The sequence below is a fragment of the Faecalibacterium sp. i21-0019-B1 genome, from assembly GCF_042852915.1.
Classification (GTDB): Bacteria; Bacillota; Clostridia; order Oscillospirales; family Ruminococcaceae; genus Faecalibacterium; species Faecalibacterium taiwanense.
On record NZ_AP031425.1, the window covers coordinates 886,159 to 900,025 of the forward strand.

17 protein-coding genes and 1 pseudogene are annotated in these 13,867 nt (G+C 54.9%); 12 read left to right on the forward strand and 6 right to left on the reverse strand.

Annotation, left to right across the window (positions count from 1 at the left end; all coding sequences use genetic code 11):
* Window positions 1-83: 83 nt before the first annotated feature.
* The 3 genes from ACGHP1_RS04160 to ACGHP1_RS04170 are packed head-to-tail and all read right to left on the reverse strand — an operon-like array spanning window position 84 to window position 2,112.
* Window positions 84-1,043: a TlpA disulfide reductase family protein gene (locus ACGHP1_RS04160; RefSeq protein WP_390507885.1), complete on the reverse strand. Its 960-nt coding sequence runs from the start codon at window positions 1,041-1,043 to the stop codon at window positions 84-86.
* Window positions 1,044-1,055: 12 nt separating this feature from the next.
* Window positions 1,056-1,940 (reverse strand): 4Fe-4S binding protein, encoded by an 885-nt coding sequence (locus tag ACGHP1_RS04165; RefSeq protein ID WP_390507888.1) that lies wholly within the window; start codon window positions 1,938-1,940, stop codon window positions 1,056-1,058.
* A 25-nt stretch (window positions 1,941-1,965) separates the two neighbouring features.
* Entirely contained in the window at window positions 1,966-2,112 is a 147-nt protein-coding gene (locus tag ACGHP1_RS04170) for a CD1871A family CXXC motif-containing protein (protein WP_005933048.1), read from the reverse strand.
* Between the two features lie 147 nt (window positions 2,113-2,259).
* Between ACGHP1_RS04170 and ACGHP1_RS04175 the strand changes: the two genes are divergently transcribed.
* The 11 genes and pseudogenes from ACGHP1_RS04175 (at window position 2,260) to ACGHP1_RS04225 (ending at window position 9,750) form a co-directional block, all read left to right on the forward strand.
* Window positions 2,260-2,937: a response regulator transcription factor gene (locus ACGHP1_RS04175; protein ID WP_390507891.1), complete on the forward strand. Its 678-nt coding sequence runs from the start codon at window positions 2,260-2,262 to the stop codon at window positions 2,935-2,937.
* Window positions 2,934-4,115, forward strand: coding sequence for a sensor histidine kinase (locus ACGHP1_RS04180; protein WP_390507894.1), 1,182 nt, complete (start codon window positions 2,934-2,936; stop codon window positions 4,113-4,115). The genes ACGHP1_RS04175 and ACGHP1_RS04180 overlap by 4 nt, the downstream gene beginning before the upstream one ends.
* Window positions 4,033-4,905 (forward strand): annotated as a pseudogene (locus ACGHP1_RS04185) (VirD4-like conjugal transfer protein, CD1115 family); the annotation flags it as partial. The gene ACGHP1_RS04180 and the pseudogene ACGHP1_RS04185, both read left to right, overlap by 83 nt.
* A gap of 3 nt (window positions 4,906-4,908) precedes the next feature.
* On the forward strand, window positions 4,909-5,574 hold the full coding sequence (sfsA, locus tag ACGHP1_RS04190) for a DNA/RNA nuclease SfsA (RefSeq protein ID WP_390507896.1): 666 nt from the start codon (window positions 4,909-4,911) through the stop codon (window positions 5,572-5,574).
* 553 nt (window positions 5,575-6,127) lie between these two features.
* Window positions 6,128-6,304, forward strand: coding sequence for a hypothetical protein (locus ACGHP1_RS04195; RefSeq protein WP_390507898.1), 177 nt, complete (start codon window positions 6,128-6,130; stop codon window positions 6,302-6,304).
* A gap of 265 nt (window positions 6,305-6,569) precedes the next feature.
* Window positions 6,570-6,869, forward strand: a complete 300-nt coding sequence (locus ACGHP1_RS04200) for a helix-turn-helix domain-containing protein (RefSeq protein ID WP_390507900.1) — start codon at window positions 6,570-6,572, stop codon at window positions 6,867-6,869.
* 86 nt (window positions 6,870-6,955) lie between these two features.
* Entirely contained in the window at window positions 6,956-7,417 is a 462-nt protein-coding gene (locus ACGHP1_RS04205; RefSeq protein ID WP_005932409.1) for a DUF523 domain-containing protein, read from the forward strand.
* Window positions 7,402-8,178 carry an HAD-IIB family hydrolase gene (locus ACGHP1_RS04210; protein WP_005946294.1) on the forward strand — a complete coding sequence of 259 codons (777 nt, stop codon included), beginning with the start codon at window positions 7,402-7,404 and terminating at the stop codon, window positions 8,176-8,178. The genes ACGHP1_RS04205 and ACGHP1_RS04210 overlap by 16 nt, the downstream gene beginning before the upstream one ends.
* Window positions 8,179-8,235: 57 nt before the next feature.
* Entirely contained in the window at window positions 8,236-8,685 is a 450-nt protein-coding gene (locus ACGHP1_RS04215) for a low molecular weight protein-tyrosine-phosphatase (protein WP_005946296.1), read from the forward strand.
* Between the two features lie 12 nt (window positions 8,686-8,697).
* Entirely contained in the window at window positions 8,698-9,285 is a 588-nt protein-coding gene (locus tag ACGHP1_RS04220; RefSeq protein WP_390507904.1) for a pentapeptide repeat-containing protein, read from the forward strand.
* 12 nt (window positions 9,286-9,297) lie between these two features.
* Window positions 9,298-9,750 carry a peptidyl-tRNA hydrolase gene (locus ACGHP1_RS04225; RefSeq protein ID WP_390507907.1) on the forward strand — a complete coding sequence of 151 codons (453 nt, stop codon included), beginning with the start codon at window positions 9,298-9,300 and terminating at the stop codon, window positions 9,748-9,750.
* Window positions 9,751-9,765: 15 nt separating this feature from the next.
* On the opposite strand, the gene ACGHP1_RS04230 is transcribed toward ACGHP1_RS04225, so the two are convergent.
* Window positions 9,766-10,647, reverse strand: coding sequence for a DUF5131 family protein (locus tag ACGHP1_RS04230; RefSeq protein WP_390507909.1), 882 nt, complete (start codon window positions 10,645-10,647; stop codon window positions 9,766-9,768).
* Between the two features lie 114 nt (window positions 10,648-10,761).
* On the opposite strand from ACGHP1_RS04230, the gene ACGHP1_RS04235 reads away from it, so the two are divergent.
* A complete protein-coding gene (locus tag ACGHP1_RS04235; protein WP_390507910.1) occupies window positions 10,762-11,697 on the forward strand; it encodes a macro domain-containing protein in 936 nt (311 codons plus the stop codon).
* Between the two features lie 139 nt (window positions 11,698-11,836).
* Here ACGHP1_RS04235 and ACGHP1_RS04240 read toward each other — a convergent pair whose 3' ends face one another.
* Together ACGHP1_RS04240 and ACGHP1_RS04245 are read right to left on the reverse strand one after the other, a co-directional pair.
* Window positions 11,837-12,946 (reverse strand): phosphotransferase enzyme family protein, encoded by a 1,110-nt coding sequence (locus ACGHP1_RS04240; RefSeq protein ID WP_390509806.1) that lies wholly within the window; start codon window positions 12,944-12,946, stop codon window positions 11,837-11,839.
* 19 nt (window positions 12,947-12,965) lie between these two features.
* Window positions 12,966-13,832 (reverse strand): AraC family transcriptional regulator, encoded by an 867-nt coding sequence (locus tag ACGHP1_RS04245; RefSeq protein ID WP_005946244.1) that lies wholly within the window; start codon window positions 13,830-13,832, stop codon window positions 12,966-12,968.
* Window positions 13,833-13,867: the final 35 nt, after the last annotated feature.

Genomic DNA, 13,867 nt, shown 5'->3' on the forward strand with positions numbered 1-13,867 from the left:
CAGGGGAATCAGGACTCACTCCGACCCTTCGAGCGCCATGGGCAATGCAGCGGCGCACAGCAGGCGCTTTTTTAAATCTCGGGTCAGCCCACATCGGCGGCGAGCGCCTGCTCGATGAGCTTTTGCAGCGTCTCCGCCTGCTTCTTTTCTGTGATGGCTCCTACGATGGGTTCACCCACGATATTGCCGCTGCGGTCGACCACATAGGTGGTGGGATAAGCAAAGATGTTGGTAGTAAACTTTCCCGCCTCACCATCTGAGTCAAAATACACATTCTGATAGGTGGCGCCCTTCTTGGCCAGCACGTCCTTCACCTCGGAAATCGCTGCCTCGTCGCCGTCCAGCGTGAAGGTGTTGACGCCGATGAGGGAGCCGCCCTTCTCCGCGAGTTCCTTATTCAGTGCGTCCAGCTCGGCAAGCTCTCCCACGCAGGGATTGCAGGTGGTGAACCAGAAATTCACTACGGTGACGGTGTTGCCGGAGAACAGCTCGTCGCTCTTCACCGTGTTGCCATCCAGGTCTTTACCCTCAAAGGCGGGGAACTTCTGCATACTGCCGTCGTCGGGAGGGGTGCTCGTGTCGCTGCCCGCTGGCATACTCATATCGCCGTCCATGGATTTCTGCATGATCTCGGGATACTTCTCTTCCAACTCGGTCAGCTTGTTTTCAATATTGCTGATCTCCGTGGCCGACTCCTTCAGCCACGCATACTCCTTGTCGGTGAACTGCTCTTTAGCGGCCTCGACGGTATCCAGCAGGAAGTCGCCGTAGTTTTTGCCGTCCTCCTGCATGGTCATGCCCTTATCGGCCGCCATGAACACCTTCTCCCAGAGTTCGGCATTTTCCGACAGGAGCGCGTTTTCCCGCTCCAGCAGCTCCTTGTGCAGAGCGAGCGCCTCCTCGGCGGTTTTCGGCTCGCCGGTCATGGCGGAGCTGTCTCCGCTCATATCCGCCTGCTTATCGTTGTCCTTTGCGCCGCAGGCTGCAAGGGAGAGCAGCATCATCGCGCACAGCATCAGAGCCAGTATCTTCTTTGCGTTCATATTCGTTTCTCCTTAAGCTTTGTTGTTGTTTTCTCGCAGTGTCGCTGCGTTTTCTTTCTCTTTTCCATCGCCGAAGCCGTAGCGGAAGCACACGGCGTTCGTCGGACAGGCACGGATACACATCCCGCAGCGGATGCACTCGGTATGGTTGGGCGTTTTCGTCACATCCACGTCCATCTTGCAGGCTCTGGCGCATTTCCCACAGGAGACGCACTTACTCTTGTCCACCTTCATCTGGAAAAAGGACACCCGATTGAACAGTGCGTAAAACGCGCCAAGCGGGCACAGCCACTTGCAGAAGGGACGGTAGAATACCACGCTCAGCACGATCATCGCCAGCAAGATACCGAATTTCCATGTAAACAGGCTGCCCAGCGCCGCCCGGATGCCGGAATTGGCAAGGGACAGCGGGATGGCCCCCTCCAGCACGCCCTGGGGACAGAGGTATTTGCAGAAGAACGGGTCGCCCATGCCTACATCGTTCACCAGGAACGCCGGCAGCAGGAAAACCATCACCAGCAGTACAGCGTACTTGAGATAGGTCAGTGGCCTGAGCTTCTTTGTGGAGAGCTTCCTCGTCGGGATCTTATGCAGCAGCTCCTGAAACCAGCCGAAGGGACACAGAAAACCACAGATAAAGCGTCCCAGCAGGACTCCCAGCAAAATGAGAAAGCCTGTGATATAATAGGAGAAGCTGAACTTGGAAGACCCCACCACCGCCTGAAATGCCCCGATAGGACAGGCTCCGGAGGCCGCTGGACAGGAGTAGCAGTTCAGCCCCGGCACGCAAACGGTTTTCCCAGCGCCTTGGTACAGTCCTCCTTTGAAGAAGTTCGGCAGGTGCAGGTTGGTCAGCAGCGTCGCACCCGCCTGTATCCAGCCCCGAAATCGGGACATGGTCTGCGAAACGCCTGAAAACTTTTTACCCAATACCCACACACTCCAGACATAATTTGATTGCTTTGCTCAGCACTGTCGCCGCCTCGCCCCGCCAGACGCCGAAGCACAGCATGGCGACTCCGGCCATCAGCAGCGCGATCTGCGCCGCAGCCTTTTTCCCGCAGCTCATTTTTCATCATCCTTTCCGATTTTCTGCCCCCATCATAGCGCGGGAGAGTTAAAGTCTCTGTTAAGAACGAAAACTTAACGCAAACCTTATCTATTTTTGCTATAATGAAAGCAACATAAAAACGGAGAAATAAAAAGGAGGGCTCTCATGCACCTTTTAGTAATTGAAGACGAACGCGCTCTGTGTGAAACAATCGTCCGCAGCCTGCGGCGGCTGGCCTACAGCGTGGACTACTGCTACGACGGGGAGAAGGCTCTGGAGTTGCTGGGCGTGGAGTGCTACGATCTGGTACTTCTTGATCTGAATCTGCCGAAAAAGGACGGCATGACGGTGCTGCGCACCCTGCGGCAGACCGACCGTGAGACGAGGGTACTGATCCTCTCCGCCCGCAGCGAGGTGGAGGACAAGGTGCAGGGGCTGGACGCCGGGGCAAACGACTATCTGGCAAAGCCCTTTCATCTTGCCGAGCTGGAGGCCCGCATCCGCAGCCTGACATTGCGGCAGTTCACCCAGCAGGATGTGTTGCTAAGCTGCGGAGCTTTAACCTTTGACACCCGCTCCCGCACCGCCGCCGTTAATGGGCAGACGCTGACGTTGACCCGAAAGGAAACGGGGATACTCGAATACCTGATGGTGCATCAGGGGCGGCCCGTGAGTCAGGAGGAGCTGATGGATCACGTTTGGGACAACAGCGTGGACGGCTTCAGCAATTCCATTCGCGTCCACATCTCCGCCCTGCGCAAAAAGCTCCGCGCCGTGCTGGGCTATGACCCCATCCGCAACCGCATCGGCGAGGGCTATCTGATGGGAGGCGAGGAGGAATGAAGCGGCTTTCCTTGCAGTGGCGCATCACGCTGATGTCCGTCCTGCTCATCGGCGTCACCTGCGTGGCCATGAATCTGCTGCTGTGCTCCTCCGGTGTGTACTATATGGACACCATTGCGGACAGCTTACAGGGCGGCGGCACGGTGATCCTGAATGATAGCGGAGCGGCGAGCTTTGACCCGCAGCTCATAGCGCCCAACGAGGAGTTGACCATCGTCGTCGATGGGGTGCAGGGGCGCTTCCGCACCACCAACTGGTACATCACGGCGGCGGTAACGCTGCTCAGCGGCATCCTCGCCTATTTCGTCAGCGGACGCGCTCTCAAGCCCCTGCGCAGCTTTACCTCGCAGGTGGAGCAGGTACAGCTGAACAATCTTGCCGATATGAGGATCGATGAAGACTCCATTTCGGAGTTCCGGCAGCTGAGCCGCTCGTTCAACCAAATGCTGGAGCGGCTGAACAACGCCTTTGCCGCCCAGCGGCAGTTCACCGGCAACGCCGCCCACGAGCTGCGCACGCCGCTGGCGCTGATGCAGGCGCAGCTGGAGCTGTTTTCCGCGGAGCATCCCGATGTGCGGCCGGAGACGGCGGAATTCCTCACGCTTTTGCGCGAGCAGACGGAGCGGCTGACGCAGATGACCAAGACGCTGCTGGAGATGAGCAATTTGCAGCAGGTGGCGCGGAACGAGCAGCTCCAGCTCGCCCCCATGGTCGAGGAGATCTTTACGGATCTTGCGTCGCTGGCGGAGAAGCGAAGCATCACGCTGGAAGCGGAGGGCGACGCCGCCCTGACCGGCAGCGACGCGCTGATCTACCGCATGCTCTTCAACCTGACGGAGAACGCTGTCAAATACAACCGCCTCGGCGGCTCGGTACGGGTCGAGCTTGCACAGGGGCAGGAAAAGTGCATCATTCGCGTTTCCGACACTGGCTGCGGCATTCCGGAGGAGTACCAGCAGAGCATTTTCCATCCCTTCTTCCGGGTAGACAAATCCCGCAGCCGCGAGTACGGCGGCGCGGGACTGGGACTTTCTCTGGTGTGGGAGATCGCCGATCTCCACGGCGGCTCCGTTTGGGTGGAGGAAAGCTCGGACAAAGGCACGACCATCGCGGTGGAGCTGCCGGCAGGGGCGGAAAACGATCCTTATTTCCTGCGGTGCCCGCCTTGCGCCCTTTGATATTCAGGAAATTCGGGATGCCACGATGTACGATGAATTGGAGCTGGACAAGCTTGGCGACCGGAAAACAGCGCTGTTTTTGATCATGAGCGATACAGACAGCACCTTCAATTTTCTGATTTCGATGATATACACCCAACTGTTCAACCTGCTCTGCGACAAGGCTGATGACCAATATGGCGGTAAACTGCCGGTTCATGTGCGCTGTCTGATTGACGAGTGTGCCAACATCGGGCAGATTCCGCAGTTGGAAAAGCTGGTGGCTACCATCCGCAGCCGTGAGATTTCAGCCTGCCTTGTCTTGCAGACCCGCAGTCAGCTGAAAGCTATCTACAAAGATAATGCGGATACGATTGTGGGCAACATGGACGCGCAAATTTTTCTGGGCGGCAGCGAGCCGACTACCCTGAAAGAACTTTCCGAAGCGCTTGGCAAAGAGACCATCGACAGCTTCAACACATCGGATACCCGCGGTAACTCGCCGTCTTATGGCACATCGTTCCAGAAGCTTGGCCATGAACTTATGAGCCGCGATGAGCTTGCTGTGCAGTTGGCAGACTGCTACCGCAATTCGCTGGTGCTGGCAAAGACCTACGACATCCACAGCATCGCCTTCCCGGCAATTTCTACGGGCGTGTATGGCTACCCTCTGGATGCTGCTACCCAAATTGCGGTGGATACAGTGACCGATTGGCTGCAAAACCACGCCGACTACGATATGAGGGCCATCTTCTGCTGCTTTGATGCCCGGACGGCGCAGGCGTATCAGACAAAAATGAAAATGGGGTAAACATTGAAATACAGAGAGATCGAGGACGGCATTTTTCTTGACCGTCCCAACCGTTTTATTGCCCATGTAGATGTGAACGGTGCGGTGGAAACCGTCCATGTCAAAAATACCGGACGGTGCAAGGAACTGCTGCTGCCCGGTGCGGCGGTGCGTCTGGAAGTGTCAGACAACCCGAAACGCAAGACAAAATACGACCTTGTGGCGGTACGCAAGCAGGAACTTGGCTGGGTCAATATGGACAGTCAGGCACCCAACAAGGTGGTAGGAGAATGGCTCTCAAAGCAGGAATTTGACCTTGTCAGGCCGGAGTTCCCCTACGGAAAATCCCGTATTGATTTTTACATGGAAAAGGGCGAACAGAAATACCTGCTGGAAGTCAAAGGCAGCACGCTGGAAGTGGGCGGCATTGGCTATTTCCCGGATGCACCTACCGAGCGGGGTGTGAAGCACCTGCACGAGCTGGCGCAGGCACAGCAGGCAGGGTATCGGTGCGCAGTGGCTTTCGTGATTCAGATGGAAGGCATCACCGAGGTGCGGCCAAATGTCAGCAAACAGCCAGAGTTTGGTACGGCACTGGCCGAGGCCAAAGCTGCAGGTGTGCAGGTGCTGTTTTTGCTCTGCCATGTAGGGCGGGATAGTCTGGAAATCGTGGAGCAGTGGGAAGGGTGAAAAGAGAGAAAACAAAAGAACACGCCACTTGCGTTTGTTAAACACCGACGGCGTTTAATTTGTTGCGATGAATCGTAAAAAATGCTGTCTGTGAAAAATGTAGAAAATCTGATGTGTTTGTGTCACAAAGTAAGACATATTGATGTTTTTCAAATGAATTTATGAGTAAATATGCACGAAATTGGCGAAACAATACCTTCTTGTGAGTTTGTTGCTTAAAAATCGTTGCGATACGACGGAAAAAGGACTTGACGGAAGAAAAACTCTATGATAATTTATGAACAAATTTGACTTTAATGAAATAAAGTTGAGTTTGAGCCGTCATGCGCTATTTTGGCATGAAAAGGAGAAAGCATCTTTATCGCAGGGAGGATTGCAAACAAAACCCAGTTCCTCCGCCCAAACCGCTGCGTAGCAGCAGAAAGGACGACCGAATATGAGTTATGACAAAGTGCAAGTCGGCAACAGAATCCGCGGAAGCCGCCTCGAAAAAGGCTGGACGCAGGAACGGCTTGCAGCAGAAGCTGAAATTTCAGTGTAGCAGCTTCGCGCATTGGAAAAAGGACAGCGCAATCTGGGAGTAGACCACTTGGGACACCTGTCGAACGCAATGGGAGTCAGCAGCGATTTCCTGCTGAAAGGTTGTTCTGAAAACAGTATATTGGTTTGCAAGATGCTGGATGACCTCAAGAAAAAATTGCAGCCACCAAAGCAAATCGCAGAAAAATGAGCGGTTTTGTTGCTGAAACAGTATGTTTTAGTGCTTTACAGTGATGAAAACACTTGCTATAATATCGCCATGGCGCAAGTTTCAGTTGCGCAAGAGGGAGAATTGCCTGAAATGCATTAAAGGCTGATAATACTCCGTGAGCTGCTCACAAGAGTAGCTCCATCGAGTCGCGGTCATTGTGCATTTTCAAGCTGAAAACAGGCCGGGACTCGGAAAAGGAGTCTCGGCCTGTTTGTGTTTCCGGCGCAAAGGAAAGGATTGAACAATGCGATTTGATGCAAAAGAATTCGGCGAACGTATCCGCGATTTGCGGAAAAAGCAAGGGATTACGCAGGAACAGCTGAGTATAATGCTGAACGTTAGTGCGAACCATCTTGCAAAAGTTGAAACGGGAAGCCGCTGCTGCTCGATTGAGTTGCTGCAGGATCTTTCGTCCTGCCTGAATGTCAGAACGGACTATCTGCTGAACGGAGATGCACCGCATAACAACCATCTGAGGGAAAGACTGACGTTTTTTGCACAGGAATTAGAAAAGATTACGGCGGACCTCCCGGTATGGGGATAGGAAAAAGCAGAATCCTCTTTTTCAATGCCCAAAAGCGTGGTAGAATAGGTAAAAGATTCAGTATCTGAAAAACGGAGCGCGCAACAATGAAGATTCTGGTCAGCGCCTGCCTGCTGGGCGAAAACTGCAAATACAGCGGCGGAAACAATTACAATCAGGCGGTCTGTGATTTTGCGCGAGGGCATCAGGTGGTTCCGGTCTGCCCGGAGGTTTTGGGCGGCCTGCCCACACCGCGGTGCCCGGCGGAAATCGTGCAGGGCGTTGTCACGAACAAAGAGGGCATCAATGTGGACCGGGAGTTCCGAGCGGGCGCAGCCAAGGCCCTTGCCATCGCAAAAGAAAATGGGGTGGAGCTTGCCATCCTGCAATCCCGCAGCCCCAGCTGCGGCGTGAAGGAAATTTACGATGGAACGTTTTCTGGGACAAAGATTCCCGGACAGGGTGTTTTTGCCAAGATGCTGATGGACGAAGGCGTCCGTGTTCTGGATGCCGGGGAATTGCCTAAAATTATCTTGAAAAATGAGGACGGAAAATGTCAATCAAACTGATTTGCAGCGACATTGACGGTACGCTGCTGCAATACGGCAAAAAGGAACTGGAAGACGAAATCTTTGAGCAGATACGGGAGCTGCATCGGCGCGGCATTCTGTTTTGCCCGGCATCCGGTCGGCAGTATACCAGCCTGCGCAAGCTCTTTGCACCGGTGGCAGACTGTTGTGTGTTTCTCTGCGAAAACGGCGGCGTGATCTATAAAGACGAACAGTGCATCGCCAAGAACCCGATGCCGCGCGCGCTGGCCGAAGAAATCGCCAACGACCTGTGGACCCGCAGCGACGGGCAGGGCGAGGTAATGCTTTCCGGTCAGAATACTGCATACCTGATGGAGCGGGGTCTGGGAATGCTCAAGCGTATTCAGTTCATCGGGAACAATTATCAAATCATCCATGACCCTTCCGAGGTGCCGGAGGAGATCACAAAAGTATCGGTGTATTTGCACGAAGGCGTAGAATCTTACACGGAACGGTTTGTCCCACGATGGAAAGAGGCGAACTGCGCTGTGGCAGGGCCGTACTGGATCGACACCACCTTTGCCAACAAGGGCATCGGTGTGCGCAGCATCTGCAAGACTCTGGACATCGCCCTTGCCGATGTGATGGCTTTTGGCGACAATTATAACGATGTGTCGATGCTGGACATTGTGGGTGTGCCCTACATTATGGATGGTGCCGCCGCACCGCTGCGGGAAAAGTACCCGAACCATACACCCCGCCCAGAGGATGTGCTGCGGGAGTTCTTGAAGCAGAACTGAATTTTGCACGCATGTGTGCAAAATTCAAAATGATACGATATAAGGAAATATTTTGACATGACGAAAGTGCTTTTCATCTGCCATGGAAACATTTGCCGCAGCCCAATGGCCGAATTTGTAATGAAAGACTTGGTGGCCAAAGCCGGGCTTTCTGATAAATTTGAAATCGCATCCGCCGCCACCAGCACCGAGGAGATCGGCAACCCGGTCTATCCGCCCGCCCGGCGGAAGCTGGCCGAGCACGGCATCTCCTGCGAGGGTAAAACCGCCCGGCAGATGACCCGGCGTGATTACGAAACCTACGATTATCTGATCGCCATGGATCACAACAACCTGCGCAATATGGCGCGCTTTGTGGGCGGCGACCCGGAGCATAAAGTGTCTCTGCTGATGGATCATACCCGTCGCCCCGGCGATGTGGCGGACCCATGGTATACCGGGGACTTTGAAGCTACCTGGCAGGATGTGCTGGAAGGCTGCACGGCTCTGTTGGAAGAACTGCGCTGACAGGAGAATTTTATGACAGAGCGTTATTGTGAAGGTGAACGGTTTGCTGACCTGCCGTTCACCGAGGAGACTTTTGAGGACTGCGACTTTACCGACTGCGTGTTTGTGGATTGCTCCTTTACCAAATGCGAACTGGATCATACCACGCTGAACGAGTGCAAATTCGTGCGGTGTGAGATCACAGGTCTGCGCAGCACCCATTCTTCGGTGCAATCGCTGGATTTTGAGGACTGCCGTTTGCAGGAAATCGAGTGGGCACCGCTGATGTCCAACGGTGCCTTCCCGGACCCTATCCACACGCTGAAAGAGTGCAGTCTGAAATATAACACCTTCACCGAAATGAACTTTAACCGCTTCGACTTTTCGGACGGCAACGAAATTGTCGGCTCCATGTTTGCCAAATGCGAGATGCAGCTGGCAAATTTCAAGGGTGTAGAACTTCACGAAACGGAGCTCTACCAGTGTGATCTGCGCAAGGCGGATTTCCGGGATGCGGCCGGTTATAAGGTGGACATTCTGGGCAGCCGCCTGAAGGATGCGAAATTTTCCCTGCCGGAAGCGGTGAATCTGTTGGCAGATTTGAAGATCAAGCTGTCGTAAGAAGGAGGAAAAATGCGTCAACTCATCATTGCACGAAAAGACCTGCAGATGTCACCTGGCAAGCTGGCGGCGCAGTGCTGCCACGCTTCGCTGGCGTTCCTCGCCGACCCCATCGGCATGGGACAGGGCGTGGAACCCATCGAGAAAGACGGAGAAATTACCGGCTATCGGGCAGAAATCATGTTGGAGAAAGCAACCTATGAAGAATGGTTCGATGGCTCTTTCACCAAAACTATCTGCGGGGCAAAGAACCGCAATCAACTGCTGAAAGCAAAGACAATTGCCGAGGAATTGGGCCTTGTGGAAAACAAAGACTTCTTCCTTATCCGGGATGCCTGCCACACCGAGCTGGAGCCGGAAGAATTTGATGAAAACGGAGAAGGCATGACCCTGACCTGCATCGGTTTCCGCCCGCTGCCGGATGAAATTGCACACCAGATCAGCCATAAGTTCCATTTGTATTGATAGAATTCCTTTATTTTATAAGCATTTTCCACAGTCACTGCAGCCGTTGCAGATTAACTTGCTGCCGCAGGTCTCGCAGTTTGCGCGGAAATGGGGCACATAGAGATCTTCCTGCGGGATGGGGTAGCCCCAGTCGTCCACGAGGTCAAAACGGATGGGCCTGCCCTGAAAATTCATGCCGGATTTACAGGCCATCCGGCTTTGCAGCTGCTTGCTGGGCAGGTGGTAGCGTTTACCGTCTTTGATGAACACAGTGCCAGTCTCGATAAAGCAGAAGGTTACGTTGGCATCCACGCATTCCTGCCGGAGAGACTTGACCCAATCGAAATTGCAGGGGCGGGCACCATCGTAGTTTTCGCCGCCGCAGATGACCTGCTCGATCTGCCCGGCGGAAAGGTACTGCCGGATGCTTACTGGCCCGATGAAGGGCGCGCACATGATGCCCTTGTGCTTGAAGGGCAGGTCAAACAGAATGGGAATGCGCTCATCGGCGCGGCGCTGATTTTCACAGGTGACGTTGAAAAAGATGTTGTCCCAACCGCTGCCCCAGTCCGGCGGCAGGCACTCCCGTACCCGCTGCGGCCGTTTGGTGAGCAGAAAAAACACCACATCGCTGCGCTGGCGCATGATGTCCCACGCCTCAACCCGCCACGGGTCGGCTTCTTCCAAAAAGAAATCCGAGGTCATGCAGACCCGGATCTGCTCACCACTCTGGATTTTGTAGTGTCCGGCGCGGTCTTTCTGGAGCGGATAGGAAAAGCCGCTTTTCGTTTTGTAGATCTCGGCTCCGTTTTGGTCCCGCATCCGGTCGAGAAAATACATGTAGCAGTTCTGGCAGCCCTCGCTGCACTTGACGCAGCCGTGCCATGGATTCCAGATGTCGTGCAAGAAGCTCACCTTCTTTCGGTACCTATTATTATAATAGCTGCACGGACAGGAAACAAGAGCACCCCTTGCGCCGCCCCGCCGGATGTGATAGGATGAAGAAAACCATGTGAGGGAGGAACCACCATGCCGTTTCTGATGATCCGCAACGACATCACCAAAGTGGCGGCGGATGCCATTGTCAACCCGGCCAACCGGAACCTTTTGCAGGGCAGCGGCACCAGCCGTGCCATCTATCAGGCGGCAGGGGAGCAGGAGCTGACCGCCGCCTGTGAAGCCATCGGCCGCTGCGAACTGGGCAGGGCGGTGTGCACCCCGGCATTCGGGCTGTCGGCAAAGTACGTTTTCCATGCAGTCTGCCCGGCGTGGCACGGCGGCGGGTTCGGCGAAGCTGAACAATTAGCCGGTGCATACCACTCCGCATTGGAATTAGCCGCAGAGTACCACTGCGAGAGCGTGGCTTTCCCGCTGCTGTCCAGCGGAAACTATGGCTACCCCAAAGAACAGGCCTTCCGCATTGCGGTGGACACCATCACACAGTACGTCATGGAGCACGACCTGACCGTGTATCTGGTGCTCTACGACCGGGACTCGCTGGCCGTGAGCCGGAAGCTGTTCGCCTCGGTGGAGGAGTACATTGACGACCACTATGTAGCACAGAACGATGAAAGCTACGGATTTGGCCGTCGGCGCAGGGAATTGTCAGAGCGGCGGAGGCTTCTGGAAGAAGATGCCGCCGTGCCGATGCTAGGTGCAGTTCCGGCACCCAGGATAGCCCGCAGTCTGGAAAGCCTGATGGATAATCTCGGTGAAAGCTTCACCACTCGTCTGCTGCGGCTCATTGACGAGCGGGGGCTGAAAGACTCCACCGTGTACAAGCAGTCCAACATCTCCCGGCAGCATTTCTCCAAAATTCAGTGCAATCGCGAAGTGTTTGTGGGCTTTTTCTTTTTGTTCAAACGCACGCTCCTTTGGACATCGGTAAACAGCATACCATGTGCCTGTTGTTATGCTGTCTGGTCTTTAACATCTGCGAGTGCGGCTTCCAGAGAGGTAAGGTAGTCCTTATGCTTGTGAATGATCTCCAGAATCACATCACGCTGCACATTATCGGGGATAAGCTGTAAAAAGAAGCATGGACGCCCCCGAAAAGGAGAGCGTCCATGCTTCTTGCTGTATCCGAATGGAGGAGATTGCGAAATCAGTGATTGTCCGGGCAGACGATTTCCAGCATCTGATCGAAAACCTCTTCCATCTGCCGCACCAGTGTGAACTGGGTGCGGGCGCGGTCGAGGTTGTGATCCGGGCGAGCAATATGGAAATAATGGTCGCCCTCCAGATAGTCAGTCAGAAAACGGATGCCGCATTCCAGCGTCATGAGCCTTGCACCCCATGCAAGGCTCTTTTTTTCTGCCATGCTCATGGATGCCCCGGCAGTGGAGAGATACCCTTTGGCGAACACTTCGTACAGATGCAGGTCAAAATGGACTTTGCTCTGGTCAGGTTCGTCCTCAGCACAGTCGTTGGCACCGGTGCGGATGGAATCGCCGAAGTCGTAGGCCGAAAGTCCCGGCATCACGGTGTCGAGGTCAATGACACAGATGCCTTTTCCGGTAGCGGCATCGATGAGGACATTGTTGATCTTGGTGTCATTGTGGGTGACGCGCAGAGGAATTTCGCCAGCTGCCAGCTGATCCAGCAGGACATGGCAGTCCTGCTCCCTCGCATGGATAAATTCGATTTCCGATGTGATATTTTTTGCCCGGTCCAGTGCATCGGCGGCGAGGGCTTTTTCAAAATTGGCATAGCGGTTGGGCGTGTCGTGGAAGCGGGCGATGGTTTCGTGGAGGGTGGAGGCCGGATAATCCTCCAGCTGGTTCTGGAATTTGCCCAGTGTCTCGGCCACGGTGCGGAAGTCGGTTTCGCTGCCGACCTGCTGCAAACAGATGGTATCTTCTACAAAGTCGTAGGCACGCCATGCGCCGCCGTCTGCATCCAGATAGCAAGTCGACCCCGACAAAGTTGGGATGACGTTCAGCGTTTCCCGTGCTGGGTCGCCGCCCTCGGCAAGAATTTTCGCCCGCAGATGCCGGGTCACGCCGCAGACATTCTCCATCAGGCCCACCGGGTTAGTAAAGGTATCTGTGTTGATGCGCTGCAAAATAAAGCGTTTGGAATGATCTTCCCGCCAGACCACAAAGGTGTCGTTGATATGCCCCTCACCATAGTGGTGAGCATCGCAGAGCACAGGCCCGCCAAAATCAAAGGCATTTGCAGCAGACTGGAGCAAAGAAAGGGTAACGGATTTCATCATAAATTCCTCGTTTTCGTTATACTTCATGCCGTTTTGTCGGGGCGGGGCGTTTTCCCTGCCGCGTCTGACGGCGGTATTCGTTGGGGGTCATGCCCTCCGCCTTGCGGAAGCACTGGGAGAAATAGCTGGGGGAGGAAAAGCCCATCAGCTCGCTGATCTGCGCCAGACTGTAGCTGGTGTTGCCTAGCATATGCTTGCTCTCCTCAATGCGGCGGCGGTTCAGGTAAGTAATGGGGGAAATGCCGTACTCCCGCTGGAAGGTGTGGGCCAGATAGTATTTGTTCAGGTGGGCAAGCTCTGCCAGCAGGTCCAGCGAGATATCCTCGCGGTAGTTGGTGTCCAGATACCGCTTGATCTCGGCGCACTCCCGGTTCTCGGTCGGGGCAGCCTCCTCCAGCTGCAGCGAAATGGTGGTGCAGCGCACTAGCCAGATCAGCAGTACCTCCAGCAGGTCCTGACAAACGGTCTCGCAGCCGTCTAAGCTGCGGTCGGCCTCGGCCAGCAGCATGTGCAGCAACGTGACCATCCGCTCCCGGTTCTCCCGGCAATTGAAGATGGCGTAGTTCGTATCCGCCTTGCTGAACAAAAACTCCATGCTGGCAACGCCCAGCACGATATACTCCAAGGGCGAGGCGTTCAGGCTAAGCTCGGTATGCTCCACCTGCGGGTTCACAATGACCATATCGTCCGGCTTTACCGGGAACAGCTGCCCGGCAAGGTAGAACTGTCCCTCGCCGCTGAGGCAGTAGAACAGCTCCGTGCAGGAGTGGGTGTGGGTGGTACTGTTCCAATCGCCGCCAAATTTGCTTTTGCTGATGTACAGCAGCCGGAAGGATTCCCGCGGAGCGGGCGCGTGGCGGATATCAAAGCGCTGGGTACTCATAGATGATCGGCTCCTTCGGGAAACGCAAATTTTCT

Excerpts from the sequence above, each read along its gene's own strand:
- ACGHP1_RS04210 (WP_005946294.1), top strand. The coding sequence starts at position 7,402 with ATGTCAATCAAACTGATTTGCAGCGACATTGACGGTACGCTGCTGCAA.
- ACGHP1_RS04160 (WP_390507885.1), bottom strand. The coding sequence starts at position 1,043 with ATGAACGCAAAGAAGATACTGGCTCTGATGCTGTGCGCGATGATGCTG.
- ACGHP1_RS04215 (WP_005946296.1), top strand. The coding sequence starts at position 8,236 with ATGACGAAAGTGCTTTTCATCTGCCATGGAAACATTTGCCGCAGCCCA.
- ACGHP1_RS04165 (WP_390507888.1), bottom strand. The coding sequence starts at position 1,940 with ATGTCCCGATTTCGGGGCTGGATACAGGCGGGTGCGACGCTGCTGACC.
- ACGHP1_RS04225 (WP_390507907.1), top strand. The coding sequence starts at position 9,298 with ATGCGTCAACTCATCATTGCACGAAAAGACCTGCAGATGTCACCTGGC.
- ACGHP1_RS04240 (WP_390509806.1), bottom strand. The coding sequence starts at position 12,946 with ATGAAATCCGTTACCCTTTCTTTGCTCCAGTCTGCTGCAAATGCCTTT.
- ACGHP1_RS04200 (WP_390507900.1), top strand. The coding sequence starts at position 6,570 with ATGCGATTTGATGCAAAAGAATTCGGCGAACGTATCCGCGATTTGCGG.
- ACGHP1_RS04170 (WP_005933048.1), bottom strand. The coding sequence starts at position 2,112 with ATGAGCTGCGGGAAAAAGGCTGCGGCGCAGATCGCGCTGCTGATGGCC.
- ACGHP1_RS04205 (WP_005932409.1), top strand. The coding sequence starts at position 6,956 with ATGAAGATTCTGGTCAGCGCCTGCCTGCTGGGCGAAAACTGCAAATAC.
- ACGHP1_RS04235 (WP_390507910.1), top strand. The coding sequence starts at position 10,762 with ATGCCGTTTCTGATGATCCGCAACGACATCACCAAAGTGGCGGCGGAT.
- ACGHP1_RS04220 (WP_390507904.1), top strand. The coding sequence starts at position 8,698 with ATGACAGAGCGTTATTGTGAAGGTGAACGGTTTGCTGACCTGCCGTTC.
- ACGHP1_RS04175 (WP_390507891.1), top strand. The coding sequence starts at position 2,260 with ATGCACCTTTTAGTAATTGAAGACGAACGCGCTCTGTGTGAAACAATC.
- ACGHP1_RS04180 (WP_390507894.1), top strand. The coding sequence starts at position 2,934 with ATGAAGCGGCTTTCCTTGCAGTGGCGCATCACGCTGATGTCCGTCCTG.
- ACGHP1_RS04245 (WP_005946244.1), bottom strand. The coding sequence starts at position 13,832 with ATGAGTACCCAGCGCTTTGATATCCGCCACGCGCCCGCTCCGCGGGAA.